This is a genomic window from Streptomyces sp. A18, from assembly GCF_059026065.1.
The window spans coordinates 360,630-387,119 of the sequence record NZ_JBWLKL010000006.1 but is presented as its reverse complement, the minus strand read 5'-3'; the positions used below and the strand labels follow the sequence as shown (position 1 = coordinate 387,119).

Genomic DNA, 26,490 nt, shown 5'->3' with positions numbered 1-26,490 from the left:
ACTCGTGACAACGATCACCCCGAAGCCGGGGAACCAGCCCCCGCCACACCGCCCGCTTCGCCCTGAGCCCGGTGCGCCCGGTACGCTCACCGCCGTGCCACACGCCGATCAGTCCCAAACCACCCAGAAGGGCGTTCCCGTGACATATCCGGGACCGCCGCGGCCGGTCCAGGTCTCCGCGACGCCGCTCGCCAGGATCGCCGATCAGCTGGGCGTCGCCGCCCCGGGCACGGGGGAGGTCAGCGGCATCACGCACGACTCCCGCGCGGTCCGGCCGGGCGACATCTACGCCGCCCTTCCCGGCGCCCGGCTGCATGGCGCCGACTTCGTCGCGCAGGCCGCCGACCTCGGCGCCGCCGCGATCCTCACCGACCCGACGGGCGCCGAACGCGCGGCCGTCACGGGACTGCCGGTCCTGGTCGTCGACGACCCGCGCGGCTCCATGGGGGAGCTCGCGGCCACGGTGTACGGCCATCCGGGGCGCGATCTGCTGCAGATCGGCATCACCGGCACGTCCGGCAAGACCACGACGGCCTATCTCGTCGAGGGCGGCCTCAAGGGCGTGAAGGCGACCGGCCTCATCGGCACGGTCGAGATGCGCATCGGCGACGAGCGGATCAAGTCCGAACGTACGACCCCCGAGGCGACCGACCTCCAGGCGCTGTTCGCGGTGATGCGCGAGCGCGGCGTCGAGGCCGTCGCCATGGAGGTCTCCTCGCACGCCCTCGTGCTCGGCCGGGTGGACGGCTGCGTCTTCGACGTCGCCGTCTTCAACAACCTCAGCCCGGAGCACATGGAGTTCCACTCCGACATGGAGGACTACTTCCAGGCCAAGGCGCAGCTGTTCACCAAGCTGCGTTCGAGGCTCGGAGTGGTCAACTTCGACGACGAGTACGGGCGTCGGCTCATCACCGAGTCCGAGGTCCCCGTCACCACGTTCTCCGCCGAGGGCCACCCCGACGCCGACTGGCGGGCGGAGGGCGTCGAGGTCACGCCGTTCGACTCCACCTTCGTCGTGGTCGGCCCGCAGGGGGAGCGGATCACCGCGAAGTCCCCGCTCGCCGGTCCTTTCAACGTCGCCAACACGCTCTCCGCGATCGTCTCGCTGGCCGTCGCGGGCATCGACCCGCAGCAGGCCGCCGACGGCGTCGCGGCGGTGCCGGGCGTCCCCGGCCGCCTGGAGCGCGTCGACGCGGGCCAGCCCTACCTCGCGGTCGTCGACTACGCCCACAAGACGGACGCCGTCGAATCGGTCCTGCGCGCCCTGCGCAAGGTCACAGAGAACAAGCTGCACATCGTCCTCGGCTGCGGCGGTGACCGGGACAAGACCAAGCGGATGCCGATGGGCGCCGCCGCCGCCCGGCTCGCCGACACCGCCGTACTGACCGCCGACAACCCCCGCGGCGAGGACCCCCTCGCGATCCTCGCCACGATGCTCGCCGGCGCCGCCGACGTGCCGGCCCACGAGCGCGGCGAGGTCGCCGTGTTCGAGGACCGCGCCGCCGCCATCCGCGCGGCGGTCGCCCGCGCGGAACCGGGCGACACGGTGCTCGTCGCGGGCAAGGGCCACGAGCAGGGACAGGACATCGCCGGGGTGGTACGCCCCTTCGACGACCGCCAGGTACTTCGCGAAGCTATCCAGCAAACCCAGGGATGAATCTGTGATCGCCCTCTCCCTCGCCGAGATCGCCACTGTCGTCGGCGGGCAGACGTACGACATACCGGATCCGTCCGTCCAGGTCACCGGACCGGTCGTCAGGGACTCCCGTGAAGTGGAGCCCGGAAGCCTCTTCGTCGCCTTCGTCGGCGAGCGCGTCGACGGCCACGACTACGCGTCCGCGGTGGTCGAAGCGGGCGCCGCCGCCGTCCTCGCCTCGCGCCCCGTCGGCGTACCCGCCATCGTCGTCGACGACGTGCAGGCGGCGCTCGGCGCCCTTGCGCGGCACGTCGTCGAGCGGCTCGGCGCGACGCTCGTCGCGCTCACCGGCTCCGTCGGCAAGACCAGCTCCAAGGACCTGCTCGCCCAGGTCCTGCGGAGCAAGGCGCCCACGGTCTTCACGCCTGGCTCGCTCAACAACGAGATCGGCCTGCCGCTCACCGCCCTCAGCGCCACCGACGAGACGCGCTTCCTCGTCCTGGAGATGGGCGCCCGCGGCGTCGGCCACATCCGCTACCTCACCGGCCTCACCCCGCCCAAGATCGGCCTCGTGCTCAACGTCGGCACCGCCCACATCGGCGAGTTCGGCGGACGCGAGCAGATCGCAGTGGCGAAGGGTGAACTCGTCGAGAGCCTCCCCGCCGACGGCACCGCCGTCCTCAACGCCGACGACCCGCTGGTGCGCGCCATGGCTTCGCGCACGAAGGCGCGCGTCCTGCTCTTCGGAGAGGCCGCCGACGCCGACGTACGTGCCGAGAATGTCCGGCTCACGGAGATCGGACAGCCTGCCTTTACGCTGCACACACCCTCCGGGTGCAGCGACGTGACCTTGCGGCTGTACGGTGAGCACCACGTGTCGAACGCGCTTGCCGCGGCCGCCGTCGCCCATGAGTTGGGCATGTCCGCAGACGAGATCGCCCGCGCGCTCTCCGAGGCGGGCACGCTGTCCCGCTGGCGGATGGAGGTCACCGAGCGCCCGGACGGCGTGACGGTCGTCAACGACGCCTACAACGCGAACCCCGAGTCCATGCGAGCCGCCCTGCGCGCGCTCGTGGGCATGGCCAAGGGACGTCGTACGTGGGCGGTGCTCGGTCACATGGCCGAGCTCGGTGACGAGGGGCTCGCCGAACACGACGCGGTCGGACGGCTCGCTGTCCGGCTGAACGTGAGCAAGCTCGTGGCAGTTGGGGGCAGGGAAGCGTCCTGGCTCCAACTGGGCGCATACAACGAGGGTTCGTGGGGTGAGGAGTCGGTGCACGTGTCCGACGCACAGGCGGCGATCGACCTGCTGCGCAGCGAGCTGCGCCCGGGAGACGTCGTGCTGGTGAAGGCTTCCAGATCGGTCGGTCTCGAGCGGGTCGCCACGGCGCTGCTCGATGACTCCGCGTCGTCCGAGGGGCAGGTCGCCGGCCGATGAGGCAGATCCTCTTCGCGGGTGTGATCGGGCTCTTCCTGACCCTGGTCGGAACCCCGCTCCTTATCAAGTTCCTCGCCCGCAAGGGCTATGGGCAGTTCATCCGGGACGACGGCCCGCGCGAGCACCACAGCAAGCGCGGTACGCCGACCATGGGTGGCATCGCCTTCATCCTCGCCACGCTCATCGCGTACTTCCTCACGAAGATCATCACGGGCACGGAGACCACGCTCTCCGGGCTCCTCGTGCTCTTCCTGATGGCGGGCATGGGCCTCGTCGGCTTCCTCGACGACTACATCAAGATCGTCAAGCAGCGCTCGCTCGGCCTGCGCGCCAAGGCGAAGATGGCCGGACAGCTGATCGTCGGCATCGGTTTCGCCGTGCTCGCGCTGAACTGGCCGGACAACCGCAACCAGACCCCGGCCTCCACCAAGCTGTCGTTCGTCACGGACTTCGGCTGGTCGATCGGCCCGGTGCTCTTCGTGGTCTGGGCGTTGTTCATGATCCTCGCGATGTCGAACGGCGTGAACCTCACCGACGGCCTCGACGGCCTCGCCACGGGCGCCTCCGTGATGGTCTTCGGCGCGTACACCTTCATCGGTGTCTGGCAGTACCAGGAGTCCTGCGCCAACGCGGTCACGCTGACCAACCCACAGGCGTGTTTCGAGGTCAGAGACCCACTCGACCTCGCGGTGGTGGCCTCCGCCCTGATGGGCGCCTGCTTCGGCTTCCTGTGGTGGAACACCTCGCCCGCCAAGATCTTCATGGGTGACACCGGCTCGCTCGCCCTCGGCGGCGCGCTCGCCGGACTCGCGATCTGCTCGCGCACGGAGATGCTCCTCGCCCTGCTCGGCGGCCTCTTCGTCCTGATCACGATGTCCGTCGTCATCCAGGTCGGCTCGTTCCGCATGACCGGCAAGCGCGTCTTCCGCATGGCGCCACTGCAGCACCACTTCGAACTCAAGGGGTGGTCCGAAGTCCTTGTGGTGGTCCGCTTCTGGATCATCCAGGGCATGTGCGTGATCGTCGGACTCGGCCTCTTCTACGCAGGATGGGCAGCCAAGAAGTGACCAGCTGGCAGGGGAAGAACGTCACCGTCGCCGGGCTCGGCGTCTCCGGGATCCCGGCGGCCCGCGTGCTGCACGGCCTGGGCGCCGTCGTCACGGTCGTCAACGACGGCGACGACGAGCGCTCCCGTACGCAGGCCGACGAGCTGAGGTCCGAGGGCATCAGCGTCCGCCTCGGCGACGGGGCCACCCTGCCCGAAGGCACCGAACTCGTCGTCACCACGCCCGGCTGGCAGCCGGACAAGCCGCTCTTCGCGGCCGCCGCCGCTGCCGGTGTCGAGGTGTGGGGCGACGTGGAGCTGGCCTGGCGCCTGCGCGGCCCCGACGCCGCGCCCTGGCTCGCGGTCACCGGCACGAACGGCAAGACCACGACCGTGCGCATGCTCGCCTCGATCCTGGAGGCGGCAGGGCTGCGGACCGCCGCCGTCGGCAACATCGGGGTCTCGCTGCTCGACGTCGTCACCGGCGACCAGGAGTACGACGTGCTCGCCGTCGAGCTCTCCAGCTACCAGCTGCACTGGGCGCCCTCGCTGCGCGCCCACTCCGCGACCGTCCTGAACCTCGCGCCCGATCACCTGGACTGGCACGGCTCCATGGAGGCGTACGCCGCCGACAAGGGCCGTGTCTACGAAGGCAATCAGGTCGCCTGTGTCTACAACGTGGCGGACAAGGCCACCGAGGACCTCGTCCGCGGCGCCGACGTCGAAGAGGGCTGCCGCGCCATCGGTTTCACGCTGAACGCGCCCGCACCCTCGCAACTGGGCGTCGTGGACGGCATCCTGGTCGACCGTGCCTTCGTGCCGGACCGCCAGAAGCAGGCCCAGGAGCTCGCCGAGATCTCCGACGTGCAGCCGCCCGCACCGCACAACATCGCCAACGCCCTGGCCGCCGCCGCTCTCGCGCGCGCCTACGGCGTCCCGGCGACGGCCGTACGCGACGGTCTGCGCGCCTTCCGTCCGGACGCCCACCGCATCGAGCACGTCGCGGACGTGGCCGGTGTGGCGTACGTCGACGACTCCAAGGCCACCAACACCCACGCCGCGGAAGCCTCGTTGGCGGCGTACGAATCGATCGTCTGGATCGCGGGCGGGCTCGCCAAGGGAGCCACCTTCGACGAGCTCGTCGCCAAGTCGGCGAAGCGACTTCGGGGCGTCGTCCTGATCGGCGCCGACCGCGCGCTGATCCGCGAAGCCCTCGCGCGACACGCCCCCGAGGTCCCGGTCGTCGACCTCGACCGGACCGACACTGGGGCGATGTCCGAGGCGGTGGAGCAGGCGGCACGGCTCGCCGAGCCGGGGGACACCGTACTGATGGCCCCGGCCTGTGCGTCGATGGACATGTTCACCAACTACAACAAGCGTGGTGACGCGTTCGCGGACGCGGTCCGCGAACTCGGCGCGAGCGCCTGACGCGGGCCCAGTGGTCCGGGGCGCCCGGCACCCTTAGGAGGGCACGTGGCAGCGTCTTGGTGGCTGGGCGGGGGTCCTGATGGCCGGTGGTAGCGGGCGCGCGCCCACGCGCCTGGCCAAGAGGCCCGCGCCGATCCGTTCCGCGGGCGGCGCGCCGCGCCCGCCGCGGGAGAGCGCGGTGCGGCGGTTCTACACCCGGGCCAAGCGCGCCTGGGACCGGCCGCTGACCGCGTACTACCTCATCTTCGGCTCCAGCCTCCTGATCACCGTGCTCGGCCTGGTGATGGTCTACTCGGCGTCGATGATCCAGGCGCTGCAGCTCGACCTGCCCGCCGCGTACTTCTTCCGCAAGCAGTTCGTCGCCGCCGTACTCGGCTCGATCCTGCTGCTCGTGGCGATGCGCATGCCCATCAAGCTGCACCGGGCGCTCGCCTACCCGATCCTCGCGGTGACCGTCTTCCTGATGGTGCTCGTGCAGGTCCCCGGGATAGGGCGCAGCGTCAACGGAAACCAGAACTGGATCTACCTGGGCGGCCCGTTCCAGCTCCAGCCCAGTGAGTTCGCCAAGCTCGCCCTCGTCCTGTGGGGCGCGGACCTGCTCGCACGCAAACAGGACAAGCGCCTGCTCACGCAGTGGAAGCACATGCTCGTCCCGCTCGTCCCTGTCGCCTTCATGCTGCTCGGACTCATCATGCTGGGCGGCGACATGGGCACCGCGATCATTCTCACGGCGATCCTTTTCGGCCTGCTCTGGCTGGCGGGGGCGCCGACGCGGCTCTTCGCGGGAGTGCTCTCGGTGGCGGCCCTGCTCGGCGTGATCCTCATCAAGACCAGCCCCAACCGCATGGCGCGGCTCGCCTGTATCGGTGCCACCGATCCCGGTCCCGGCGACCAGTGCTGGCAGGCCGTGCACGGGATCTATGCCCTGGCCTCCGGCGGATTCTTCGGTTCCGGTCTGGGCGCGAGTGTGGAAAAATGGGGTCAACTGCCGGAACCGCACACCGACTTCATCTTCGCCATCACCGGGGAGGAACTCGGCCTGGCGGGGACACTGTCGGTGCTCGCTCTGTTCGCGGCTCTAGGCTATGCGGGTATCCGCGTGGCCGGACGCACGGAGGACCCCTTCGTACGGTATGCCGCGGGAGGCGTGACCACCTGGATCACGGCGCAGGCCGTGATCAATGTCGGTGCGGTGCTCGGTCTGCTGCCGATCGCCGGTGTCCCGCTCCCGCTGTTCTCCTACGGGGGTTCGGCCCTGCTGCCGACCATGTTCGCCATCGGACTCCTCATCGCCTTCGCGCGGGAGGATCCGGCGGCAAAGGCGGCCCTGGCCATGCGGCAACCTCGGGTGAGATGGAACACGATGAGACGGCGCGTCAAGGCGCGTTCGTCCGGAGAGCGGTGAATTTCGGTGCATGTCGTACTCGCCGGTGGGGGGACCGCCGGCCACATCGAGCCCGCGCTCGCCCTCGCGGACGCCCTGCGGAGGCAGGACCCGACCGTGGGCATCACGGCCCTGGGCACGGAGCGTGGACTCGAGACCCGGCTCGTACCGGAGCGGGGCTACGAACTCGCGCTGATCCCGGCCGTACCGCTGCCGCGCAAGCCCACCCCTGAGCTGATCACCGTCCCCGGACGGCTGCGCGGCACGATCAAGGCGGCCGAGCAGATCCTGGAGCGGACGAAGGCGGACTGCGTGGTCGGCTTCGGCGGCTATGTCGCGCTGCCCGGGTACCTCGCGGCCAAGCGGACCGGGACGCCGATCGTCGTGCACGAGGCCAACGCGCGTCCCGGCCTCGCCAACAAGATCGGGTCGCGGTACGCCCACGGGGTGGCCGTCGCCACCCCGGACAGCAAGCTGCGCAACTCCCGCTACATCGGCATCCCGCTGCGGCACACCATCGCCACGCTCGACCGGGCCCGGGTCCGGCCGGAGGCGCGCGCCGCCTTCGGCCTCGACCCGAACCTGCCGACGCTGCTCGTCTCCGGCGGCTCGCAGGGCGCCCGGCGGCTCAACGAGGTCGTCCAGCAGGTCGCTCCGGTGCTCCAGCGCGCCGGGATCCAGATCCTGCACGCGGTCGGCCCGAAGAACGAAATGCCGTACGTCGAGAACATGCCCGGTATGCCGCCCTACATCCCGGTACCGTACGTGGACCGGATGGACCTCGCGTACGCGGCGGCGGACATGATGCTCTGCCGTGCGGGCGCGATGACCGTCGCCGAACTCTCCGCCGTCGGGCTTCCGGCCGCCTACGTCCCGCTGCCCATCGGCAACGGCGAACAGCGGCTGAACGCCCAGCCGGTGGTCAAGGCGGGCGGTGGACTCCTCGTGGACGACGCCGAACTGACGCCCGAGTGGGTGCAGGGCAACGTACTCCCGGTGCTCGCCGACCCGCACCGGCTGTACGAGATGTCGCGTGCCGCCTCGGAGTTCGGCCGCAGGGATGCCGACGACCTCCTCGTCGGCATGGTGTACGAGGCGATCGCCTCACGCCGCAACGGGTGAGACGGCACTAGCAGGCAGAAGAAGGCAGGGGACCGTGGCCGGACCGACCACCGCCGAACGGCAGAAGCCCGCTTCTGGTGGGTCCCGCCCGCCCCGTCCTCCGCGCTCTCGGGGCTCCCGCCTGCGCATGCCGCGACCGCGCACCCTGATCCTCTCGCTGATCGCGCTCGTGCTCCTCGGGGCGGGCGGAGTCTGGCTGCTCTACGGCTCGCAGTATCTGCGCGTGGAGCGCGTGACGACGTCCGGGACGCGGATCCTGACCCCCGACGCGGTGCGCGAGGCCGCCGCGGCCCCGGTCGGTGCGCCCCTGATTTCGGTCGACACCGACGCTCTCGAGGACCGGCTGCGGAAGAAACTGCCGCGCATCGACTCGGTGGACGTCGTCCGATCCTGGCCGCACGGAATCGGTCTGAAAGTGACCGAACGCAAGCCGGTTCTCCTTATCGAAAAGGGCGGAAAGTTCGTCGAAGTGGACGCCAAGGGCGTGCGATTCGCCACGGTCGGACACGCGCCGAAGGGCGTTCCACTCCTGGAATTGACGCCGGATCAGGAGAACGCAGCCGCGAGTCTTCGCCGTTTCGACTCCCACCGCTTGCGGCGCGAAGCGGTACGGGTCGCGGGCGCGCTGCCGGCCGCGGTGGCCCGCGATACACGGGCCGTCAAGGTCCGTTCGTACGACTCGATCTCGCTGGAGTTGAGCGGCGGACGCACCGTAGCGTGGGGCAGCAGCGAGAAGGGTCGAACGAAGGCAAGCACACTCACCGCGCTGATGAAAGCCGCGCCCAAGGCACGGCACTTCGATGTGAGTGTCCCCACCGCCCCTGCTTCATCGGCGAGTTGACGCATATCGCCGCAGGCCAGCACCCTGGTTCGGCAGCGCTACGGCTGATCACATAGGGTGAAAAGAAAAACGGGAGGTTCGGCGTGTTCGTTGAACGTGCGCCACTTGTCGACTTAGTGTCCTGTTCGGAAGAGTCCAAGGAACAGACACACTGGTAACCCTAAACTTCAGCGTTAGGGTTCGGGTCGGCGTTCGGACCGTCCCATTCGGCATCAGTCGTCGCGGCGCTTGACCGCGAGGCGGCGACACGTAACTCGAGGCGAGAGGCCTTCGACGTGGCAGCACCGCAGAACTACCTCGCAGTCATCAAAGTCATCGGTGTCGGCGGCGGTGGTGTCAATGCCATCAACCGGATGATCGAGGTCGGTCTCAAGGGCGTCGAGTTCATCGCCATCAACACCGACGCGCAAGCCCTGTTGATGAGCGACGCCGACGTCAAGCTCGACGTCGGCCGGGAACTCACCCGTGGCCTCGGCGCCGGAGCCAACCCGGCAGTCGGCCGCAAGGCGGCCGAGGACCACCGCGAGGAGATCGAGGAGGTCCTCAAGGGGGCCGACATGGTCTTCGTCACGGCCGGTGAAGGCGGTGGCACCGGCACCGGCGGCGCACCTGTCGTCGCCAACATCGCTCGCTCCCTGGGCGCCCTGACCATCGGCGTCGTCACTCGGCCGTTCACCTTCGAGGGCCGTCGTCGCGCCAATCAGGCCGAGGACGGGATCGCGGAGCTGCGCGAAGAGGTCGACACCCTCATCGTCATCCCCAACGACCGGCTCCTGTCCATCTCGGACCGCCAGGTCAGCGTTCTGGACGCCTTCAAGTCGGCGGACCAGGTCCTGCTCTCCGGTGTTCAGGGCATCACCGACCTCATCACGACCCCGGGTCTGATCAACCTCGACTTCGCCGACGTCAAGTCGGTCATGTCCGAGGCCGGTTCGGCCCTCATGGGCATCGGATCGGCGCGCGGCGACGACCGCGCGGTGGCCGCCGCCGAGATGGCGATCTCCTCGCCACTCCTGGAGGCGTCCATCGACGGAGCGCGGGGCGTCCTGCTCTCCATCTCCGGCGGCTCCGACCTCGGCCTCTTCGAGATCAACGAAGCGGCCCAACTGGTCAGCGAGGCGGCCCACCCCGAGGCCAACATCATCTTCGGCGCCGTCATCGACGACGCCCTGGGCGACGAGGTCCGGGTCACCGTCATCGCGGCGGGCTTCGACGGCGGGCAGCCGCCGTCCAAGCGGGACACCGTCCTCGGCTCGGCGTCGTCGACCAAGCAGCGTGACGAGCAGCCGGCGGCCACGAGCCGTCCCGCCGAGTCCCGTTCGCCGTACGGCGGCCTGGGCAGCGTCACGTCGCACGACGAGCCGTCGGCTCCGGAGCCCGTCGAGGTGACTCCGGTCAACGAGACCCCGTCGGCGCCCGTGGCCCCGCCGCAGGTGCCGCCGGCCCGTCCGTACCAGGACAGCCAGGCCGAAGAGCTGGACGTGCCGGACTTCCTGAAGTGATAAGCCAGCACAGCACTGTGAGCGGCGCGCACTTCGCCTTCACCGACAGGTGGGGCGGGGTGAGCGCCGTTCCGTACGAAGAGCTCAATCTCGGCGGCGCGGTCGGCGACGACCCTCAGGCGGTGCGGACGAATCGTTCGCTCACCGCCACCTCGCTCGGCCTCGACCCGCAGCGGGTCGTCTGGATGAACCAGGTGCACGGCCCCGACGCCGTCGTGGTCGACGGGCCCTGGGGCTCCGACGCCGAGATCCCGGCGGTCGACGCCGTGGTGACCGCCCGCCGGGGCCTGGCCCTGGCGGTCCTCACCGCGGACTGCACGCCTGTCCTGCTCGCCGACCCGGTCGCCAAGGTGGCCGCGGCGGCTCACGCGGGGCGCCCCGGCATGCTGGCGGGAGTCGTTCCCGCCGCCGTCGAGGCGATGGTGAAGCTGGGCGCCGACCCGGCCCGCGTCATCGCCCGCACCGGACCCGCCGTCTGCGGCCGGTGCTACGAAGTGCCGGAGGCAATGCGCGCCGATGCCGCGGCGATCGAGCCGGCGGCGTACGCCGAGACGAGTTGGGGCACTCCGGCGGTCGACGTGACCGCGGGGGTGCACGCCCAGCTCGAGCGGCTCGGGGTGCACGACCGGGAGCAGTCGCCGGTGTGCACGCTGGAATCCGGTGACCACTTCTCGTACCGCCGCGACCGGACCACCGGTCGTCTCGCGGGCTATGTCTGGCTGGACTGATAGGGCATGACGGACCGTAAGTCTCAACTCGCCGCAAATCTGGCGCAGGTCGAAGAGCGCATCGCCGCGGCGTGCGCGGCGGCCGGGCGCAAGCGGGAGGAGGTGACCCTGATCGTGGTCACCAAGACCTACCCCGCGAGCGATGTGCGGATCCTCTCGGAACTCGGTGTGCGCCATGTCGCCGAGAACCGCGACCAGGACGCGGCCCCCAAGGCCGCCGACTGCGCGGGCCTTCCCCTTACTTGGCACTTTGTCGGTCAATTGCAGACCAACAAAGTCCGTTCTGTGGTCAGTTATGCCGACGTGGTCCAGTCCGTGGACCGCCCCAAGCTCGTCACTGCCCTGTCGACGGGCGCCGTGCGCGCGGAGCGGGAGCTCGGCTGTCTGATCCAGGTCGCCCTCGACGCCGAGGAGAACGGGCGGGGCGAGCGCGGGGGCGTGGGCCCCGGCGGAATCGAAGAGTTGGCCGGACTCGTGGCGCAGGCTCCGGGGCTGCGGCTCGACGGTCTGATGACCGTGGCGCCGCTCACCGGTCCCTACGCGGGTCGGCAACAGGCGGCGTTCGAGCGGCTGATGGAATTCTCAACCCTCATGCGCGCGGCTCATCCGGCTGCGAACATGGTATCGGCAGGGATGAGTGCGGACCTCGAACAGGCCGTTGCGGCCGGGGCGACACATGTGCGCGTCGGTACGGCGGTACTCGGAGTCCGACCCGGGCTCGGGTAACGTCGCCAAGAAGTCGGACCACAGCAGAAAATATGGTCATTCTCGCTGTTGGGCGGGGAGACCTAGTGGATCGCGGGCAGTTGGTGACGACAGCCGATCCACCACAGAGCGGAGGACTCAGAGCATGGCCGGCGCGATGCGCAAGATGGCGGTCTACCTCGGCCTCGTGGAGGACGACGGGTACGACGGTCCGGGGTTCGACCCCGATGACGAGTTCGAACCCGAGCCGGAGCCCGAGCGGGACCGCAGGCGGCACGAGCCGCCCCACCAGTCGCACCAGTCCCGTCAGGCGCACGCGCCCGAAAGGGACGAATCGGTACGAGTGGTGCAGCCCCCCGCACAGCGTGAGCCGGTCGCCCATTCCGCTTCGCTAGGCGCGGAATCCGGACGTCCGGCACGAATCGCCCCCGTGGCATCCATCACACCTGAACGCCAGAGTCTGGAGAAGAACGCACCGGTGATCATGCCCAAGGTCGTGTCCGAGCGGGAGCCCTACCGCATCACCACGCTGCACCCGCGGACGTACAACGAGGCCCGTACCATCGGGGAACACTTCCGCGAGGGCACCCCGGTGATCATGAATCTGACCGAGATGGACGACACCGATGCGAAGCGACTTGTCGACTTTGCCGCCGGACTCGTCTTCGGTCTCCATGGCAGCATTGAGCGAGTGACGCAGAAGGTGTTCCTGTTGTCGCCTGCTAACGTCGATGTAACGGCGGAGGACAAGGCTCGCATCGCAGAGGGCGGGTTCTTCAACCAGAGCTGAGACGTAAGTGACGCAGTAACGCACAACCGGCAAACGCAGGACGAGTAACAGGGGAGAGGGAACCGCGAACATGAGCGTGGTCTGGCAGGTGCTTTACATCGCGCTGATGTGCTTCCTCATCGTGCTGATCTTCCGGTTGGTCATGGACTACGTCTTCCAGTTCGCCCGCTCATGGCAACCCGGCAAGGCGATGGTGGTCGTTCTGGAGGCCACCTACACTGTCACTGATCCACCACTCAAGCTTCTGCGGCGGTTCATTCCGCCGCTGCGTCTCGGGGGCGTGGCACTTGACCTGTCCTTCTTCGTACTGATGATCATCGTCTACATCTTGATCACCGTCGTGAACAATCTCGCGAGGTGACTGTGGACGATACGGTCTTGCCGACTGCCGATGACTACGTTGAGGTGAAGAGATGCCGTTGACCCCCGAGGACGTGCGGAACAAGCAGTTCACGACCGTCCGCCTCCGAGAAGGCTATGACGAGGACGAGGTCGATGCCTTCCTCGATGAGGTCGAAGCCGAACTGACTCGCTTGCTCCGAGAGAACGAGGACCTGCGCGCCAAACTGGCCGCAGCGACCCGCGCCGCTGCGCAGAACCAGCAGCAGGGCGGGATGCGCAAGCCTCCGGAACCCCAGGACCAGCGCGGTCCGGGTGCCCCGGTGCCCGCCGCAATATCGGGCCCGCAGCCGGTGCCGCCGCAGCAGCAGCACCCGCAGCACCAGCAGCAGATGGGCGGTCCGCCGCAGCTGCCCGGTGGTGCGCCGCAGCTGCCCGCGGGCCCCAGTGGACACGGCCAGCAGCACGGTCAGCAGGGTGGCCCCCAGGGCCCCGGCCCGATGGGTCAGGGCGGCCCGATGGGCGGCCCCATGGGTGGTCCCATGGGCGGCCACGGTCCGCAGATGCCCCAGCCCGGTCAGGGCCCCGGCGGCGACAGCGCCGCGCGCGTGCTCTCCCTGGCGCAGCAGACCGCTGACCAGGCGATCGCGGAGGCCCGTTCCGAGGCCAACAAGATCGTGGGCGAGGCGCGTTCGCGTGCCGAGGGCCTCGAGCGTGACGCCCGTGCCAAGGCCGACGCCCTGGAGCGGGACGCGCAGGAGAAGCACCGTGTCGCGATGGGCTCCCTGGAGTCCGCTCGCGCCACGCTGGAGCGCAAGGTCGAGGACCTGCGCGGCTTCGAGCGCGAGTACCGCACGCGTCTGAAGTCCTACCTGGAGTCGCAGCTCCGTCAGCTGGAGACCCAGGCCGACGACTCGCTGGCCCCGCCGCGGACCCCGGCGACGGCCTCCCTTCCGCCGTCCCCGGCGCCTTCCATGGCACCGGCCGGCGCGGGCGCCCCGTCGTACGGCGGTCAGCAGTCCATGGGCGGCAACCAGCCCACCGCCGGTCCGTCCTACGGCGGCCAGCAGCAGATGTCGCCGGCGATGACCCAGCCGATGGCGCCGGTGCGGCCGCAGGCCCCGCAGCCCATGCAGCAGGCTCCGTCGCCGATGCGTGGCTTCCTCATCGACGAGGACGACAACTGACGGCCGTTTCCACGCCTTAGGCGTCGGCAGCGTTCAGGGCGAGGCCCCCAGTTCTTCTGGGGGCCTCGCCCTTTTGTCGTGTGCGGGTCGGCCTCTTGTTGTGTGCCTGTCGGCGCGTGCTTGCAGAAACGTTCATCTGTGCGTGGGCACACAACGCCGAAGGCCCGGTCCCGCCAAGATCTTTGGCGGGACCGGGCCTTCGGGTCTTTCCGGTTCTCGGCCGTTACGCCTTGCGGAGGCGGAACGTCAGGGACAGGGACTCGTCCGTGAACGTCTCGCCGTACGCGTCGTCCGCCTCGCCCTGCTGGAAGTCCGTGGCGAGGACCTCGTCCGCGATGAGGTCGGCGTGGTCGGACAGGGCCGTGATCACGGCCGGGTCCGTGGAGGTCCAGCGCAGGGTGATCCGGTCCGCGACGTCCAGGCCGCTGTTCTTGCGGGCCTCCTGGATCAGGCGGATCGCGTCACGGGCCAGGCCCGCCCGGCGCAGCTCCTCGGAGATCTCCAGGTCGAGGGCGACCGTGGCACCGGAGTCGGACGCCACCGACCAGCCCTCGCGCGGGGTCTCCGTGATGATGACCTCATCCGGGGCCAGGGTCACCTTCTCGCCGTCGACCTCGACCGACGCCGTGCCCTCGCGCAGGGCCAGGGACAGCGCGGCCGCGTCGGCGTCGGCGACCGCCTTGGCGACCGCCTGGACGCCCTTGCCGAACCGCTTGCCCAGGGCGCGGAAGTTCGCCTTCGCGGTCGTGTCGACCAGTGATCCGCCGACCTCGGAGAGTGACGCCAGCGAGGAGACATTGAGCTCCTCGGTGATCTGGGCGTGCAGCTCCGGGTTGAGCGATTCGAAGCCCGTGGCCGCGATCAGGGCGCGGGACAGGGGCTGGCGGGTCTTCACGCCCGACTCCGCGCGCGTGGCGCGGCCCAGCTCCACCAAGCGGCGCACGAGCACCATCTGCCGGGACAGGTCCGGGTCGATCGCCGACAGGTCGGCCTCGGGCCAGGACGTCAGGTGGACCGACTCCGGGGCGTCCGGGGTGACCGGCACCACCAGGTCCTGCCAGACGCGCTCCGCGATGAACGGTGTCAGTGGGGCCATCAGGCGGGTGACGGTCTCCAGGACCTCGTGCAGGGTGCGCAGGGCCGCCTTGTCGCCCTGCCAGAAGCGGCGCCGGGAGCGGCGTACGTACCAGTTCGAGAGGTTGTCGACGAACGTGGACAGGAGCTTGCCCGCGCGCTGGGTGTCGTAGCCCTCCAGGGCCTGGGTGACCTGGTCGGTGAGCGCGTGCAGCTCGCTGAGCAGCCAGCGGTCCAGGAGCGGGCGGTCGGCGGGCGCCGGGTCGGCGTCGCTGGGGGCCCACTTCGACGTACGGGCGTACAGGGCCTGGAAGGCGACCGTGTTCCAGTACGTGAGGAGCGTCTTGCGGACGACCTCCTGGATGGTGCCGTGGCCCACGCGGCGTGCCGCCCACGGGGAGCCGCCGGCCGCCATGAACCAGCGCACGGCGTCGGCGCCGTGCTGGTCCATCAGCTGGATCGGCTCCAGGGTATTGCCCAGGTGCTTGGACATCTTGCGGCCGTCCTCGGCGAGGATGTGGCCGAGGCAGACCACGTTCTCGTACGACGACTTGTCGAAGACCAGGGTGCCGACGGCCATCAGCGTGTAGAACCAGCCGCGGGTCTGGTCGATGGCCTCCGAGATGAACTGCGCGGGGTAGCGGCTCTCGAAGAGCTCCTTGTTCTTGTGCGGGTACCCCCACTGCGCGAACGGCATCGAACCGGAGTCGTACCAGGCGTCGATGACCTCGGGGACGCGCGTCGCGGTCTCCTGGCAGGTCGGGCAGGGGAATGTCACCGCGTCGATGTACGGGCGGTGCGGGTCGAGCTCCGACTGGTCGGTGCCCGTCAGGTCGGACAGCTCCGCGCGCGAGCCCACGCAGGTCAAGTGGCCCTCCTCGCAGCGCCAGATGGGCAGCGGGGTGCCCCAGTAGCGGTTGCGGGACAGTGCCCAGTCGACGTTGTTGGTCAGCCAGTCGCCGAAGCGGCCGTGCTTGACCGAGTCCGGGAACCAGTTGGTCTTCTCGTTCTCCTGGAGGAGTCGGTCCTTGATGGCCGTCGTGCGGATGTACCAGGACGGCTGCGCGTAGTAGAGCAGCGCCGTGTGGCAGCGCCAGCAGTGCGGATAGCTGTGCTCGTACGGGATGTGACGGAAGAGCAGGCCGCGGTCCTGGAGGTCCGCGGTCAGCTGTTCGTCGGCCTTCTTGAAGAAGACACCGCCCACGAGCGGGACGTCCTCCTCGAAGGTGCCGTCGGGACGCACCGGGTTCACGACCGGCAGGCCGTACGCGCGGCAGACCTTGAGGTCGTCCTCACCGAAGGCGGGGGACTGGTGGACCAGACCGGTGCCGTCCTCGGTGGTCACATAGTCGGCGTTCACCACGAAGTGGGCCGGAGCCGGGAACTCCACGAGCTCGAACGGGCGCTGGTAGTTCCAGCGCTCCATCTCGGCGCCGGTGAAGGTCTGGCCCGTGGTCTCCCAGCCCTCGCCGAGGGCCTTCTCGACGAGCGGCTCGGCGACGACGAGCTTCTCTTCCCCGTTCGTCGCGACGACGTACGTGACGTCCGGGTGCGCGGCGACCGCGGTGTTCGAGACGAGCGTCCACGGAGTGGTCGTCCACACCAGGAGGGCCGCCTCGCCCGCGAGAGGGCCGGAGGTGAGCGGGAAGCGGACGAAGACGGAGGGGTCGACGACCGTCTCGTAGCCCTGCGCCAGCTCGTGGTCGGAGAGGCCGGTGCCGCAGCGCGGGCACCAGGGGGCGACGCGGTGGTCCTGGACGAGGAGGTCCTTGTTGAAGATCTCCTTCAGGGACCACCAGACGGAGTCCACGTACTCGGGGTTCATCGTGCGGTACGCGTCGTCGAGATCGACCCAGTAGCCCATGCGGGTCGTGAGGTCGGCGAAGGCGTCGGTGTGCCGGGTCACGGACTCGCGGCACTTGGCGTTGAACTCGGCGATGCCGTACGCCTCGATGTCCTTCTTGCCGTTGAACCCGAGCTCCTTCTCGACCGCGAGCTCGACCGGCAGGCCGTGGCAGTCCCAGCCGGCCTTGCGGGCGACGTGGTAGCCCCGCATGGTGCGGAAGCGCGGGAAGACGTCCTTGAAGACGCGGGCCTCGATGTGGTGGGCGCCCGGCATGCCGTTGGCGGTGGGCGGACCTTCGTAGAACACCCACTCGGGGCGCCCCTCGGACTGCTCCAGGCTCTTGGCGAAGATCTTCTGCTCGCGCCAGAAGTCGAGCACGGCGTGCTCAAGGGCGGGCAGGTCGACCTGGGCGGGCACCTGGCGGTACTGCGGCTGCGTGTTCAACGCGCTTCCTCCGGCGGACGATTCCGTTCCGTCGGAGGGACGAGAGCCGCTTGTCGCGCTCCCGCGGTACCACCCTCCTTGGCCTTCCCCACGCGTGTGACGTACGGGAAAGCCCCCTCATTGGGGTCGCGATGCCGGGTCTACTGGCCGCTGCCTGGGCTTCGGCTTTCTTCCGGCGGCTCCGGGGTGATCTTCGCGTCGCGCCTGCCCCCGGGCTCACACCGTCCCCGGGTCGCTCATGGCCGCGTACGCCGCTACTCGTCCCCATCCACGCTTCTCGCACCGCCCAGTGTACGGGGCCGGGCGGGGCGGGGCCGACCGGTTATTCGGGCGTCTCGTCAGGCGTGCTGGGGGACCTCGTCCCTGAGGGAGTCGCGGACCATCTTCCGCAGCTCCGGGCTGTCGGTGTGCCCGTGGACGGACACGGCGTGCTCGCTGGCGGCGCGCACCACTTCCTCTTCCTCGCCGGAGATGGCGAGGGTGCAGTTGGTCTCGCTCGGGAATTCGCGGCAGTCCGCTGTCTTGCGCATGGTGCACCTTCTAGGATCATGTCCCATTTTATGCCTGATTTCGGTCTTGAATCGGCCGCGGCCCCGGTGGCACCGAAGCCGCGGTGACTGACCCGAATGGCGACACCGGGAGCGTCCGGATCCTGACCCCGGATACCGGCCGGATTACCCGGCTGGGAGCTGGGCACAACGCATGCATGCTCGCCGCGCGGCACCCGTGGGGCGGGCGGATCGGGCGGCGTGCCCCGTTGCCGCGGGCCCTGAGTCGATTTATCGTCCCAGCACGATTCGCGAGCAAGATCACAAAATGTGAAGGGGCCGCGGCCATGGTGGCGAAGAAGACCGCCGTACAGCGTTCGGCGTCAGGCAGATCCATGGGGGAGAAGGCCGCCGCCGAGAAGACCGTGGCCGAGAAGACCACGAAGAAGGCGGTGGTCAAGAAGGCCGTGGCGAAGAAGGCGGCGGCCAAGAAGGCCGTCGCGAAGAAAGCGGTCGTCAAGGTCGCCGACGCCGGCAAGAAGACCACGGACGGGGAAGGGGTGGGCAAGGAGCCCGCCGCCAAGAAGGCCGCCGCGAAGAAGGCCCCTCCGGCGAAGAAGGCCACCGCGGCCAAGAAGACGGCCCCGGCGAAGAAAACAGCTGCCAAGAAGAGCGCGTCCAAGAAGAGCACGGCCAAGAAGACGGCTGCGACAGCGGCCGAGGATGCGGCTCAGGCCGCGGAGACGACGGGAGCCACGACCGTGGTTACGAAGAAGACTCCGGGCACGGCGACAGCGGCGAAGAAGCCGACGGCGGTGCCCAAGGCGCGTGCCGCCGCCGCGGAGCCGGGCGAGCTTGCGGTCCGGCCCGGTGAGGACCCCTGGACCCCGGAGGAGGTCGAGGAGGCCCGCGCGGAGCTCCAGAGCGAGGCGCTGCGGCTCGGCAGCGAGATCTCCTCCGCGGAGAACGCCCTGGCGGGCCTGATGCGGGACTCCGGGGACGGCGCGGGCGACGACGACGCGGACACCGGCACGAAGAACATCACGCGGGAACATGAGATGTCTCTGGCCGCCAACGCGCGCGAGATGCTCGAACAGACCGAGCGCGCCCTGGAGCGGCTGGACGCGGGGACGTACGGCATCTGCGAGAACTGCGGCAATCCCATCGGCAAGGCGCGGATGCAGGCCTTCCCCCGCGCGACCCTGTGCATGGACTGCAAGCAGAAGCAGGAACGGCGCTATTGAACACGGCCTGACCACCTGGAGCCGCACGTGTGTGCCGTACCCTCGTCCCCAGTCAGGTACCTAGGTCGAGGGACTCACGTGGCAGAGGCGGAGCGCATCATCGGTACGCCGGACAACCCTGAGGCGGCGGGGCAGGACGAGCAGGGCGAGCGGGCCGCCAAGGACGAGCGGACCTCCTCCGAGGAGCAGGCCGCTACGGACGAGCAGCGGCCCAAGGGCAAGCGCAAGATCCTCGCCCTGTTCGCGGTGGCCGTGCTCGCGTACGCCCTGGACCTCGTCAGCAAGATGATCGTCGTCGCGAAGCTCGAGCACCACGAGCCGATCGAGATCATCGGCGACTGGCTCCAGTTCAACGCCATCCGGAACGCGGGCGCCGCCTTCGGGATGGGTGAGGCCTTCACCGTGATCTTCACGTGCATCGCGGCGGCCGTGATCGTGGTGATCGTCCGCCTGGCCCGCAAGCTCTACAGCATGCCGTGGGCGATCGCGCTCGGCATGCTGCTCGGCGGCGCCCTGGGGAACCTCACCGACCGGATCTTCCGTGCCCCCGGTGTGTTCGAGGGCGCGGTGGTCGACTTCATCGCGCCGAAGGGCTTCGCGGTGTTCAACCTCGCGGACTCGGCGATCGTCTGCGGTGGCTTCCTGATCGTGATTCTTTCCTTCCGCGGCCTGGACCCGGACGGGACCGTCCACAAGGACTGACCCGGCCGGCGGGGTGCGCGGCGGGACCTCGTGGTGCGGGAGTGTCAGTGGCCTCCTGCATACTCAATGGGTGAGCACGATTCCCGAGATCCGTACCCTGCCCGTGCCGGACGGCCTGGAGGGCGAGCGCGTCGACGCCGCCATCTCGCGCATGTTCGGTTTTTCCCGCACGAAGGCCGCCGACCTCGCGGCGGCAGGCAAGGTGATGGTCGACGGCTCCGTGGTCGGCAAGTCCGAGCGTGTGCACGGCGGCGCCTGGCTGGAGGTGGAGATGCCGCAGGCGCCCGCTCCGGTGCAGATCGTCGCCGAGCCCGTCGAGGGCATGGAGATCATCCATGACGACGACGACATCCTTGTGATCGTCAAGCCCGTGGGCGTGGCCGCGCACCCCAGCCCCGGCTGGACCGGCACCACGGTGATCGGCGGCCTCGCCGCCGCCGGGTACCGCATCTCGACGTCCGGCGCCGCCGAGCGCCAGGGCATCGTGCACCGCCTGGACGTGGGCACCTCCGGCCTCATGGCGGTCGCCAAGTCGGAGCGCGCGTACACCTCCCTGAAGCGCCAGTTCAAGGAGCGCACGGTCGACAAGCGGTACAACGCGCTGGTGCAGGGCCACCCCGACCCGATGAGCGGCACGATCGACGCCCCCATCGGCCGCCACCCGAACCACGACTACAAGTGGGCGGTCACGGCCGAGGGCAAGCCCTCCGTCACGCACTACGACCTCATCGAAGCGTTCCGGGCGGCCTCGCTGCTCGACATCAAGCTGGAGACGGGCCGCACGCACCAGATCCGCGTGCACATGGCGGCGCATCGGCACCCGTGCGTGGGCGACCTGACGTATGGAGCGGACCCCACGATCGCCAAGCGCCTCGGTCTCACGCGCCAGTGGCTGCACGCGGTGCGGCTCGGCTTCGAGCACCCCGGCGACGGCCAGTGGGTGGAGTTCGAGAGCACGTATCCGGACGACCTCCAGCAGGCGCTCGACCGCGTGCGGGCCGAGAGCTCATGAGCGCCAAGGTCACCTGCCGGGTCGCGGTCGAGGCGGACGACCTGGAGGCCTGTTTCGCGGTCCGCAAGGAAGTCTTCGTCGTCGAACAGCAGGTCCCCCAGGACCTCGAGTACGACGCGTACGACGCCGGGGCGCTGCACGTCCTCGCGGTCCGTGAGGACGGGACGCCGCTGGGCACGGGCCGCCTGCTGTCCGGCGAGGCCGCCGCGGCCAAGAACGGCGGGGACCCCGACGTGGGCGCGCTCGGCCGGCTCGCGGTGACGCGGGCCGCGCGCGGGCTCGGTGTCGGTGCCGCCCTGGTCCGGGCGATCGAGGACGCGGCACGCGCGCTCGGCCTCACCGCGGTGGACCTGCACGCGCAGACCCATGCGCTCGGCTTCTACGAACGCCTGGGATACGAGGTCTACGGCCCCGAGTTCCCCGACGCGGGGATAGCGCACCGGGCGATGCGCAAGGCGCTGGGCTGACGCTCGGGTCGTCACCGCCCGGGGTGCCGGAGGGGCATTGGCCCGGTTCGCGGTGAATCGTGGCAGGGTTGAGGTCTTGATCGTCCGAGTCCTGAACCGTCTCGATTCGCCGGAGGGCGCACCGTGGACCAACTGGCGCTGCTGCTCGTCCTGTTGCTCGGCGCCGTGGTGACGGTGCCGCTGGGCGAGCGGATCGGGCTGCCCGCACCCGTGCTCATGACGCTGGTCGGGATCGTGCTCGCCTTCGTGAGCTGGGTCCCGAACGTCGAGATCCCGCCCGACTACATCCTGCCGCTGGTCCTCCCGCCGTTGCTGTACGCGGCCGTCCAGCGCACTTCCTGGCGGCAGTTCGCGGCCAACAGACGCCCCATCTTCCTGCTCGCCGTGGCCCTCGTCTTCGTGACGACCGCCGCGGTCGCCGCGGTCGCGGGATCGGTCGTCCCCGGACTGCCGATCGCCGCCGCCGTGGCGCTCGGCGCGCTCGTGGCGCCGCCCGACCCGGTCGCGGCGACCGCCGTCGCCGGGTCGCTCGGGCTGCCGCGGCGGCTCGTGTCGATCCTGGAGGGCGAGGGGCTCTTCAACGACGTGACAGCGATCGTGCTCTACCACGTGGCGATCGCGGCGGCGGTCAGCGGGACGTTCTCGTGGCCCTCGGCGGTGGGGCAGCTCGTGCTCTCCGCGGTGGTCGCCATCGCCATAGGAGTCGCGCTCGGCTGGCTCACCAACAAGCTCATGGGGCTGCTCGGCGAGGCCACCCTGCAGACCGGCCTGACGCTGCTCGTGCCCTTCGTGAGCTATGTCCTCGCCGAGGAGCTGATGGGCTCCGGCGTGCTCGCCGTGCTGACCACCGCGCTCTATCTCGCGGAGCACGCGGCCGACGCCGACGACGTGCTCGGGCGGATCACCGGGCAGACGTTCTGGAGAATCGTCGACACCCTGGTCACCGGCGTCGCCTTCGGGCTCATCGGGCTCGAACTGCACAACGTCTTCGGCACGGCGAGCGGCCGTGAGGCACAGATGCTCGGCTGGGGCGCGGTCGTCGTCGCGGTCGTCGTCGGCGTACGGCTGATGTGGCTGCTGCCCGCTACCTGGCTCGCCAAGCGGCTGCACAAGCTGCGGGACGTCGACGAGGAGATCCCGACGACCTGGCGTGAGACCGTCGTCATGTGGTGGTCGGGGATGCGTGGCGTGGCGTCGGTCGCGCTCGCCCTGGCCATTCCGCTGGAGACGGACAGCGGCGAGCCCTTCCCCGCCCGGGACGAGATCATCTTCATCGCCTTCTGCGTCATCATGGCGACCCTCGTCGTCCAGGGGCTCACGCTGCCCTGGCTGGTGAAGAAGCTCGGGGTGCGCGCCGACACCGACGCCGAGCGGGCCATCGAGCGTGACCTCGCCATCCGGGCGGCCAAGGCCGCCAAGCGCCGGCTCAAGGAGATCGAAGAGGTCGAGGAGCTGCCGGAGGACCTCTCGGAGCGGCTGTTGCGCGGGGCGTTCGACATCGGGGCCAGGATCAGCCCCGACATCGTCGACGACGAACGGCGCGAGCGGTACACCAAGCGCGCCGACCGTCTCAAGGCGGTCCAGCGCATCCAGCGCGACATGATGTCGGCCGCCCGCCACGAGATCCTCGCCGCGCGCAGCGAACCCGGCGCCGACCCCGAGATCGTCGACCGGGTCCTGCACCACCTCGACGTCCGCAGCCTGCGGTCCTGACGGCGGCTCAGCCCCGGCCGGTGCGCGGCACGATCGGCGGCGGCGGATGCGGACGGTCGCCGTCCGGCGGCGTTTCGGCCCAGGCCGTGTTGACCCGCGGCAGCGCGTACGCATGGTGCTCGGTCAGCCAGCGGACCAGGTGCTCGCGCACCGTGACCCGCACCGTCCAGATGTCGTCCGCGTCCTTGGCGGTGGCCAGGGCGCGGACCTCGATCGTGGTCGGCGTCGTGTCCGTGACCGCAAGTCCCCAGTCCCTGCCGTCCCACGCGGCGCACTCGCGCAGGATGTCCTGGAGCTTCTCGCGCATCTCGGTGATGGGCGCCGTGTGGTCCAGCTGGAAGAAGACCGTCCCCGTCATCTGGGTGCCGCCGCGCGACCAGTTCTCGAAGGGCTTCGACACGAAGTACGACACGGGCATCGTGATCCGGCGCTCGTCCCAGGTCCGTACGGCGAGGAAGGTCAGCGTGATCTCGTCGATCGTGCCCCACTCGCCGTCCACGACGACCGTGTCCCCGATCCGCACCATGTCGCCGAAGGCGATCTGCAGCCCCGCGAAGAGATTGGCGAGCGTGGACTGGGCGGCGACGCCCGCGACGATGCCGAGGACGCCCGCCGACGCCAGCAGGGACGTCCCGGCCGCCTGCATGGCGGGGAAGGTGAGCAGCATCGCCCCGACGGCCACGACGCCGACGATCGCGGTGACGACCCGCTGGATGAGTGTGACCTGCGTACGCACCCGGCGGACCCGGGCCGGATCCCGGTGTGCGCCCGCGTAGCGCGCGTACGTGGACTCGACGATCGCCGTGGCGATGCGGACGAGCAGCCAGGCCACCGACCCGATGAGGATCAGGGTCAGTGTCTGACCGATGCCGGCCGAATGGTCCGCGGCGATCTCCGCGTGCTCGAACAAGCCGCGCAGCAGGGCGGCGCACAGCACGAATTGGAGGGGCAGCCGGCAACGGCGCAGCAGACCCCACAGTGGGTTGTCGGGGTGGCGGTCGTCGGCCCGGCGCAGCAGCGCGTCGGCAAGCCATCCCACGGCCAGCGTGAGCACGACCGAGCCGCCGACCACGATCAACGGACGCAGTACGTTCTCCATGCCCTCGAGGGTAGGTGGCACGATGGCCTCATGAACATCATGCTTTTCCACTCGACGTACGGGCTGCGGCCCGCGGTGCACGCGGCGGCCGACCGGCTGCGCGCCGAGGGGCACGAGGTGTGGACGCCCGACCTCTTCGACGGGCGGACCTTCGACACCGTCGAGGAAGGCATGGCCTTCAAGGACGAGCTCGGCAAGGACGAGCTCCTCAAGCGGGCCATTCTGGCCGCCGCGCCCTACTCCGAGCGGGGCCTCGTCTACGCCGGATTCTCGTTCGGCGCCGCCACCGCGCAGACCCTCGCGCTCGGCGACGACAAGGCGCGCGGCCTTCTGCTCCTGCACGGCACGTCCGACATCGCGGAGAACACGACCGTGGACGAGTTGCCGGTGCAGCTGCACGTGGCCGAGCCGGACCCGTTCGAGACGGACGACTGGCTGAGCGCGTGGTACCTGCAGATGGGCAGGACCGGCGCCGACGTCGAGGTCTACCGCTACGCGGGAGCGGGCCACATCTACACGGACCCCGACCTGGACGACTACGACGCCGAGGCGGCGGAGACGACGTGGCGGACGGCGATCGGCTTCCTGGAAACCCTCTGACCGCGCACAGTGGGCATGCCTCCCGGCGTGCTCCCGCAGAGCTTCACGCGCGCGTGCAGCGTCCCACCGGGGCGCTCGCGGGCGGCTTGCACTGCAGGCCGTAGTCCCCGCCGTTGGAGCTGAGATAGCGCCCGACGCATTCGTTGCCGGTCGTCCTGCCGCGCTCGGCGCAGAACCGCAGGGCCGCCCGGCCGTCCGCGAAGGGCCCGGGAGCGTAGATCACCCAGAAGCCGGGCCGCAGCGACGCGTAGTCGTCACTGCGCAGGTACTCCGCCTCGGGCACGTCCTTGCGCACCGCCGCGAGTCTGCGGTCGCGGGTGTCCGCTCCCGAGCCGACGGGCTCGGAGAAGAGCTGGGCGACCCAGCTGCCCGATGCGGGCGGGACACCGGGGGAGGACGCCGGTGGTGTGGTCGGGTCGGGGCTCTCGCTCCGTGTGGGGCTCTTGGACGCCTTCGTGGGCTCTTTCGTGGGCTCCTTCGGTTTCTCCGTGGGTTCCTTCGAGGGCTCGGGCGACTCCTTGGACGGAGTCCCCGCGGCGGTGCTCCCGTCGCCCTTGCCCTCGTCCCCGCCCGTGCCGTCCCCGCCCCGCAGCGCGAGGACCAGCGCGGCGCCGGCCACCAGGGCGAGCGCCACGGCGATCACCGCGACGATCACCGGCGTACGACCGCGGGGATCGGCGGCCGGAGACGGCTGCCCCACCGTGACGGCGGGCCGCTCGGCCGGGACAGGAGGCCGCTCCGCCGGGACCGGAGGCCGCTCCGCGGTCTCCGTCGGCTGCCAGGCGATGCCGTTCGCCACCGCGGCGAGCATCGCGTCCAGGCGCTCCGCGTCCGGACGCAGCGCCGGGTCCCGCACGAGGAGGGCGCCAAGGACCGGGGCGAGCGGCCCGGAGCGCACGGGCGGAGGTACCGGTTCGTCGAGCACGGCGGCGAGTGTGGCGAGCGTCGAGGCGCGGCGCAGTGGGCTGACGCCCTCCACCGCGACGTACAGGACGAGGCCGAGCGACCAGAGGTCGGCCGCCGGGCCCTCGTCCGTGCCGCGGATGCGCTCGGGCGCGATGTACTCCGGCGAACCGATCAGGTCGCCCGTGGCGGTGAGCTGCGTGGAGCCCCGCAGCGAGGCGATGCCGAAGTCCGTGAGGACCACGGAGATGCCCGGAACACCGGGGGTCTCTGCCCGCAGCAGTACGTTGGCGGGCTTCACGTCCCGGTGCAGGATGCCCGCCGCGTGGGCGACGCGCAGCGCCGAGAGCAGCTCGCGGCCGATGCGCGCGGCCTCGTGGGGCGGCAACGTGCCCTGTTCCAGGAGGTCCTGGAGCGTGCGGCCCGGCAGCAGCTCCATCACGATCCAGGGGTGCGGGCCCGTGTCCACGATGTGATGGATCGTCACCACATGCGGGTGGTTGAGCCGGGCCAGCGCCCTGGCCTCACGCAGGACCCGCTCCCGCAGGACGCGCGACTCCTCGTCCGTCAGCTCACGGCCCGAGGGCCGCACTTCCTTGACGGCCACCTCGCGGTGCAGCACGGTGTCGCGCGCCCGCCACACCGTGCCCATGCCCCCGCTGCCGAGCCGCTCGAGCAGCTCGAAGCGCCCGTCCACCATGTCCCCCTGGCCGCTCATGTCACCAGCGTAGAGGGCGCCACCGACAGGCGTGA

The 26,490-nt window shown here is 70.1% G+C and carries 23 protein-coding genes; 19 read left to right on the top strand and 4 right to left on the bottom strand.

Annotation, left to right across the window (positions count from 1 at the left end):
• Window positions 1-4 precede the first annotated feature (4 nt).
• The 13 genes from AC5P1C_RS13725 (at window position 5) to AC5P1C_RS13665 (ending at window position 14,145) form a co-directional block, all read left to right on the top strand.
• On the top strand, window positions 5-1,657 hold the full coding sequence (locus tag AC5P1C_RS13725; RefSeq protein ID WP_493866039.1) for a UDP-N-acetylmuramoyl-L-alanyl-D-glutamate--2,6-diaminopimelate ligase: 1,653 nt from the start codon (window positions 5-7) through the stop codon (window positions 1,655-1,657).
• 4 nt (window positions 1,658-1,661) lie between these two features.
• Window positions 1,662-3,074 carry a UDP-N-acetylmuramoyl-tripeptide--D-alanyl-D-alanine ligase gene (locus tag AC5P1C_RS13720; protein ID WP_493866038.1) on the top strand — a complete coding sequence of 471 codons (1,413 nt, stop codon included), beginning with the start codon at window positions 1,662-1,664 and terminating at the stop codon, window positions 3,072-3,074.
• The gene (gene mraY, locus AC5P1C_RS13715; RefSeq protein WP_160504534.1) at window positions 3,071-4,141 is read left to right on the top strand and encodes a phospho-N-acetylmuramoyl-pentapeptide-transferase; all 1,071 of its coding nucleotides are present in this window, start codon (window positions 3,071-3,073) and stop codon (window positions 4,139-4,141) included. Before AC5P1C_RS13720 ends, mraY begins: the two co-directional genes overlap by 4 nt.
• Complete coding sequence (murD, locus tag AC5P1C_RS13710; protein WP_493866037.1) at window positions 4,123-5,547, top strand: UDP-N-acetylmuramoyl-L-alanine--D-glutamate ligase; 1,425 nt, start codon at window positions 4,123-4,125, stop codon at window positions 5,545-5,547. Before mraY ends, murD begins: the two co-directional genes overlap by 19 nt.
• Before the next feature lie 79 nt (window positions 5,548-5,626).
• Window positions 5,627-6,952 (top strand): putative lipid II flippase FtsW, encoded by a 1,326-nt coding sequence (gene ftsW, locus AC5P1C_RS13705; protein WP_493866036.1) that lies wholly within the window; start codon window positions 5,627-5,629, stop codon window positions 6,950-6,952.
• Window positions 6,953-6,958: 6 nt separating this feature from the next.
• Window positions 6,959-8,053 (top strand): undecaprenyldiphospho-muramoylpentapeptide beta-N-acetylglucosaminyltransferase, encoded by a 1,095-nt coding sequence (murG, locus tag AC5P1C_RS13700; RefSeq protein WP_160504531.1) that lies wholly within the window; start codon window positions 6,959-6,961, stop codon window positions 8,051-8,053.
• Between the two features lie 34 nt (window positions 8,054-8,087).
• On the top strand, window positions 8,088-8,894 hold the full coding sequence (locus AC5P1C_RS13695; protein ID WP_493866035.1) for a cell division protein FtsQ/DivIB: 807 nt from the start codon (window positions 8,088-8,090) through the stop codon (window positions 8,892-8,894).
• 275 nt (window positions 8,895-9,169) lie between these two features.
• Entirely contained in the window at window positions 9,170-10,396 is a 1,227-nt protein-coding gene (ftsZ, locus tag AC5P1C_RS13690) for a cell division protein FtsZ (protein WP_493866034.1), read from the top strand.
• Complete coding sequence (gene pgeF, locus AC5P1C_RS13685) at window positions 10,393-11,124, top strand: peptidoglycan editing factor PgeF (RefSeq protein WP_493866033.1); 732 nt, start codon at window positions 10,393-10,395, stop codon at window positions 11,122-11,124. The genes ftsZ and pgeF overlap by 4 nt, the downstream gene beginning before the upstream one ends.
• 6 nt (window positions 11,125-11,130) lie before the next feature.
• Window positions 11,131-11,850 (top strand): YggS family pyridoxal phosphate-dependent enzyme, encoded by a 720-nt coding sequence (locus tag AC5P1C_RS13680; protein ID WP_493866032.1) that lies wholly within the window; start codon window positions 11,131-11,133, stop codon window positions 11,848-11,850.
• Window positions 11,851-11,974: 124 nt separating this feature from the next.
• On the top strand, window positions 11,975-12,619 hold the full coding sequence (locus AC5P1C_RS13675; protein WP_493866031.1) for a cell division protein SepF: 645 nt from the start codon (window positions 11,975-11,977) through the stop codon (window positions 12,617-12,619).
• Between the two features lie 70 nt (window positions 12,620-12,689).
• Complete coding sequence (locus AC5P1C_RS13670; RefSeq protein ID WP_493866030.1) at window positions 12,690-12,980, top strand: YggT family protein; 291 nt, start codon at window positions 12,690-12,692, stop codon at window positions 12,978-12,980.
• A 52-nt stretch (window positions 12,981-13,032) separates the two neighbouring features.
• Window positions 13,033-14,145: a DivIVA domain-containing protein gene (locus tag AC5P1C_RS13665; protein WP_493866029.1), complete on the top strand. Its 1,113-nt coding sequence runs from the start codon at window positions 13,033-13,035 to the stop codon at window positions 14,143-14,145.
• Window positions 14,146-14,368: 223 nt separating this feature from the next.
• Here the strand turns inward: AC5P1C_RS13665 and ileS are convergent, their stop codons facing one another.
• Window positions 14,369-17,509 (bottom strand): isoleucine--tRNA ligase, encoded by a 3,141-nt coding sequence (gene ileS, locus AC5P1C_RS13660; RefSeq protein ID WP_493866028.1) that lies wholly within the window; start codon window positions 17,507-17,509, stop codon window positions 14,369-14,371.
• A gap of 338 nt (window positions 17,510-17,847) precedes the next feature.
• The gene (locus tag AC5P1C_RS13655) at window positions 17,848-18,039 is read right to left on the bottom strand and encodes a DUF1059 domain-containing protein (protein WP_087883719.1); all 192 of its coding nucleotides are present in this window, start codon (window positions 18,037-18,039) and stop codon (window positions 17,848-17,850) included.
• A 305-nt stretch (window positions 18,040-18,344) separates the two neighbouring features.
• Between AC5P1C_RS13655 and AC5P1C_RS13650 the strand changes: the two genes are divergently transcribed.
• The 5 genes from AC5P1C_RS13650 to AC5P1C_RS13630 all read left to right on the top strand — a co-directional run bounded on the left by AC5P1C_RS13650 (window position 18,345) and on the right by AC5P1C_RS13630 (window position 23,135).
• Window positions 18,345-19,241: a TraR/DksA family transcriptional regulator gene (locus AC5P1C_RS13650; RefSeq protein ID WP_493866027.1), complete on the top strand. Its 897-nt coding sequence runs from the start codon at window positions 18,345-18,347 to the stop codon at window positions 19,239-19,241.
• A gap of 78 nt (window positions 19,242-19,319) precedes the next feature.
• The gene (gene lspA, locus AC5P1C_RS13645) at window positions 19,320-19,943 is read left to right on the top strand and encodes a signal peptidase II (protein WP_493866026.1); all 624 of its coding nucleotides are present in this window, start codon (window positions 19,320-19,322) and stop codon (window positions 19,941-19,943) included.
• A 70-nt stretch (window positions 19,944-20,013) separates the two neighbouring features.
• Window positions 20,014-20,955: an RluA family pseudouridine synthase gene (locus tag AC5P1C_RS13640; RefSeq protein ID WP_493866025.1), complete on the top strand. Its 942-nt coding sequence runs from the start codon at window positions 20,014-20,016 to the stop codon at window positions 20,953-20,955.
• Window positions 20,952-21,422, top strand: a complete 471-nt coding sequence (locus AC5P1C_RS13635) for a GNAT family N-acetyltransferase (RefSeq protein ID WP_493866024.1) — start codon at window positions 20,952-20,954, stop codon at window positions 21,420-21,422. The genes AC5P1C_RS13640 and AC5P1C_RS13635 overlap by 4 nt, the downstream gene beginning before the upstream one ends.
• Before the next feature lie 123 nt (window positions 21,423-21,545).
• The gene (locus AC5P1C_RS13630; RefSeq protein WP_493866023.1) at window positions 21,546-23,135 is read left to right on the top strand and encodes a Na+/H+ antiporter; all 1,590 of its coding nucleotides are present in this window, start codon (window positions 21,546-21,548) and stop codon (window positions 23,133-23,135) included.
• Window positions 23,136-23,142: 7 nt separating this feature from the next.
• Here AC5P1C_RS13630 and AC5P1C_RS13625 read toward each other — a convergent pair whose 3' ends face one another.
• Complete coding sequence (locus tag AC5P1C_RS13625) at window positions 23,143-24,234, bottom strand: mechanosensitive ion channel family protein (protein ID WP_493866022.1); 1,092 nt, start codon at window positions 24,232-24,234, stop codon at window positions 23,143-23,145.
• A gap of 30 nt (window positions 24,235-24,264) precedes the next feature.
• Between AC5P1C_RS13625 and AC5P1C_RS13620 the strand changes: the two genes are divergently transcribed.
• Complete coding sequence (locus AC5P1C_RS13620) at window positions 24,265-24,834, top strand: dienelactone hydrolase family protein (RefSeq protein ID WP_493866021.1); 570 nt, start codon at window positions 24,265-24,267, stop codon at window positions 24,832-24,834.
• Between the two features lie 43 nt (window positions 24,835-24,877).
• Here the strand turns inward: AC5P1C_RS13620 and AC5P1C_RS13615 are convergent, their stop codons facing one another.
• Window positions 24,878-26,455 carry a serine/threonine-protein kinase gene (locus tag AC5P1C_RS13615; RefSeq protein ID WP_493866020.1) on the bottom strand — a complete coding sequence of 526 codons (1,578 nt, stop codon included), beginning with the start codon at window positions 26,453-26,455 and terminating at the stop codon, window positions 24,878-24,880.
• Window positions 26,456-26,490: the final 35 nt, after the last annotated feature.

Bases quoted from the DNA above. Each gene is read 5' to 3' on its own strand.
- mraY (WP_160504534.1), top strand. From the start codon at position 3,071: ATGAGGCAGATCCTCTTCGCGGGTGTGATCGGGCTCTTCCTGACCCTG.
- murD (WP_493866037.1), top strand. From the start codon at position 4,123: ATGGGCAGCCAAGAAGTGACCAGCTGGCAGGGGAAGAACGTCACCGTC.
- ftsW (WP_493866036.1), top strand. From the start codon at position 5,627: ATGGCCGGTGGTAGCGGGCGCGCGCCCACGCGCCTGGCCAAGAGGCCC.
- AC5P1C_RS13680 (WP_493866032.1), top strand. From the start codon at position 11,131: ATGACGGACCGTAAGTCTCAACTCGCCGCAAATCTGGCGCAGGTCGAA.
- AC5P1C_RS13675 (WP_493866031.1), top strand. From the start codon at position 11,975: ATGGCCGGCGCGATGCGCAAGATGGCGGTCTACCTCGGCCTCGTGGAG.
- AC5P1C_RS13670 (WP_493866030.1), top strand. From the start codon at position 12,690: ATGAGCGTGGTCTGGCAGGTGCTTTACATCGCGCTGATGTGCTTCCTC.
- AC5P1C_RS13665 (WP_493866029.1), top strand. From the start codon at position 13,033: ATGCCGTTGACCCCCGAGGACGTGCGGAACAAGCAGTTCACGACCGTC.
- AC5P1C_RS13655 (WP_087883719.1), bottom strand. From the start codon at position 18,039: ATGCGCAAGACAGCGGACTGCCGCGAATTCCCGAGCGAGACCAACTGC.
- AC5P1C_RS13650 (WP_493866027.1), top strand. From the start codon at position 18,345: ATGGTGGCGAAGAAGACCGCCGTACAGCGTTCGGCGTCAGGCAGATCC.
- AC5P1C_RS13635 (WP_493866024.1), top strand. From the start codon at position 20,952: ATGAGCGCCAAGGTCACCTGCCGGGTCGCGGTCGAGGCGGACGACCTG.
- AC5P1C_RS13625 (WP_493866022.1), bottom strand. From the start codon at position 24,234: ATGGAGAACGTACTGCGTCCGTTGATCGTGGTCGGCGGCTCGGTCGTG.
- AC5P1C_RS13620 (WP_493866021.1), top strand. From the start codon at position 24,265: ATGAACATCATGCTTTTCCACTCGACGTACGGGCTGCGGCCCGCGGTG.
- AC5P1C_RS13615 (WP_493866020.1), bottom strand. From the start codon at position 26,455: ATGAGCGGCCAGGGGGACATGGTGGACGGGCGCTTCGAGCTGCTCGAG.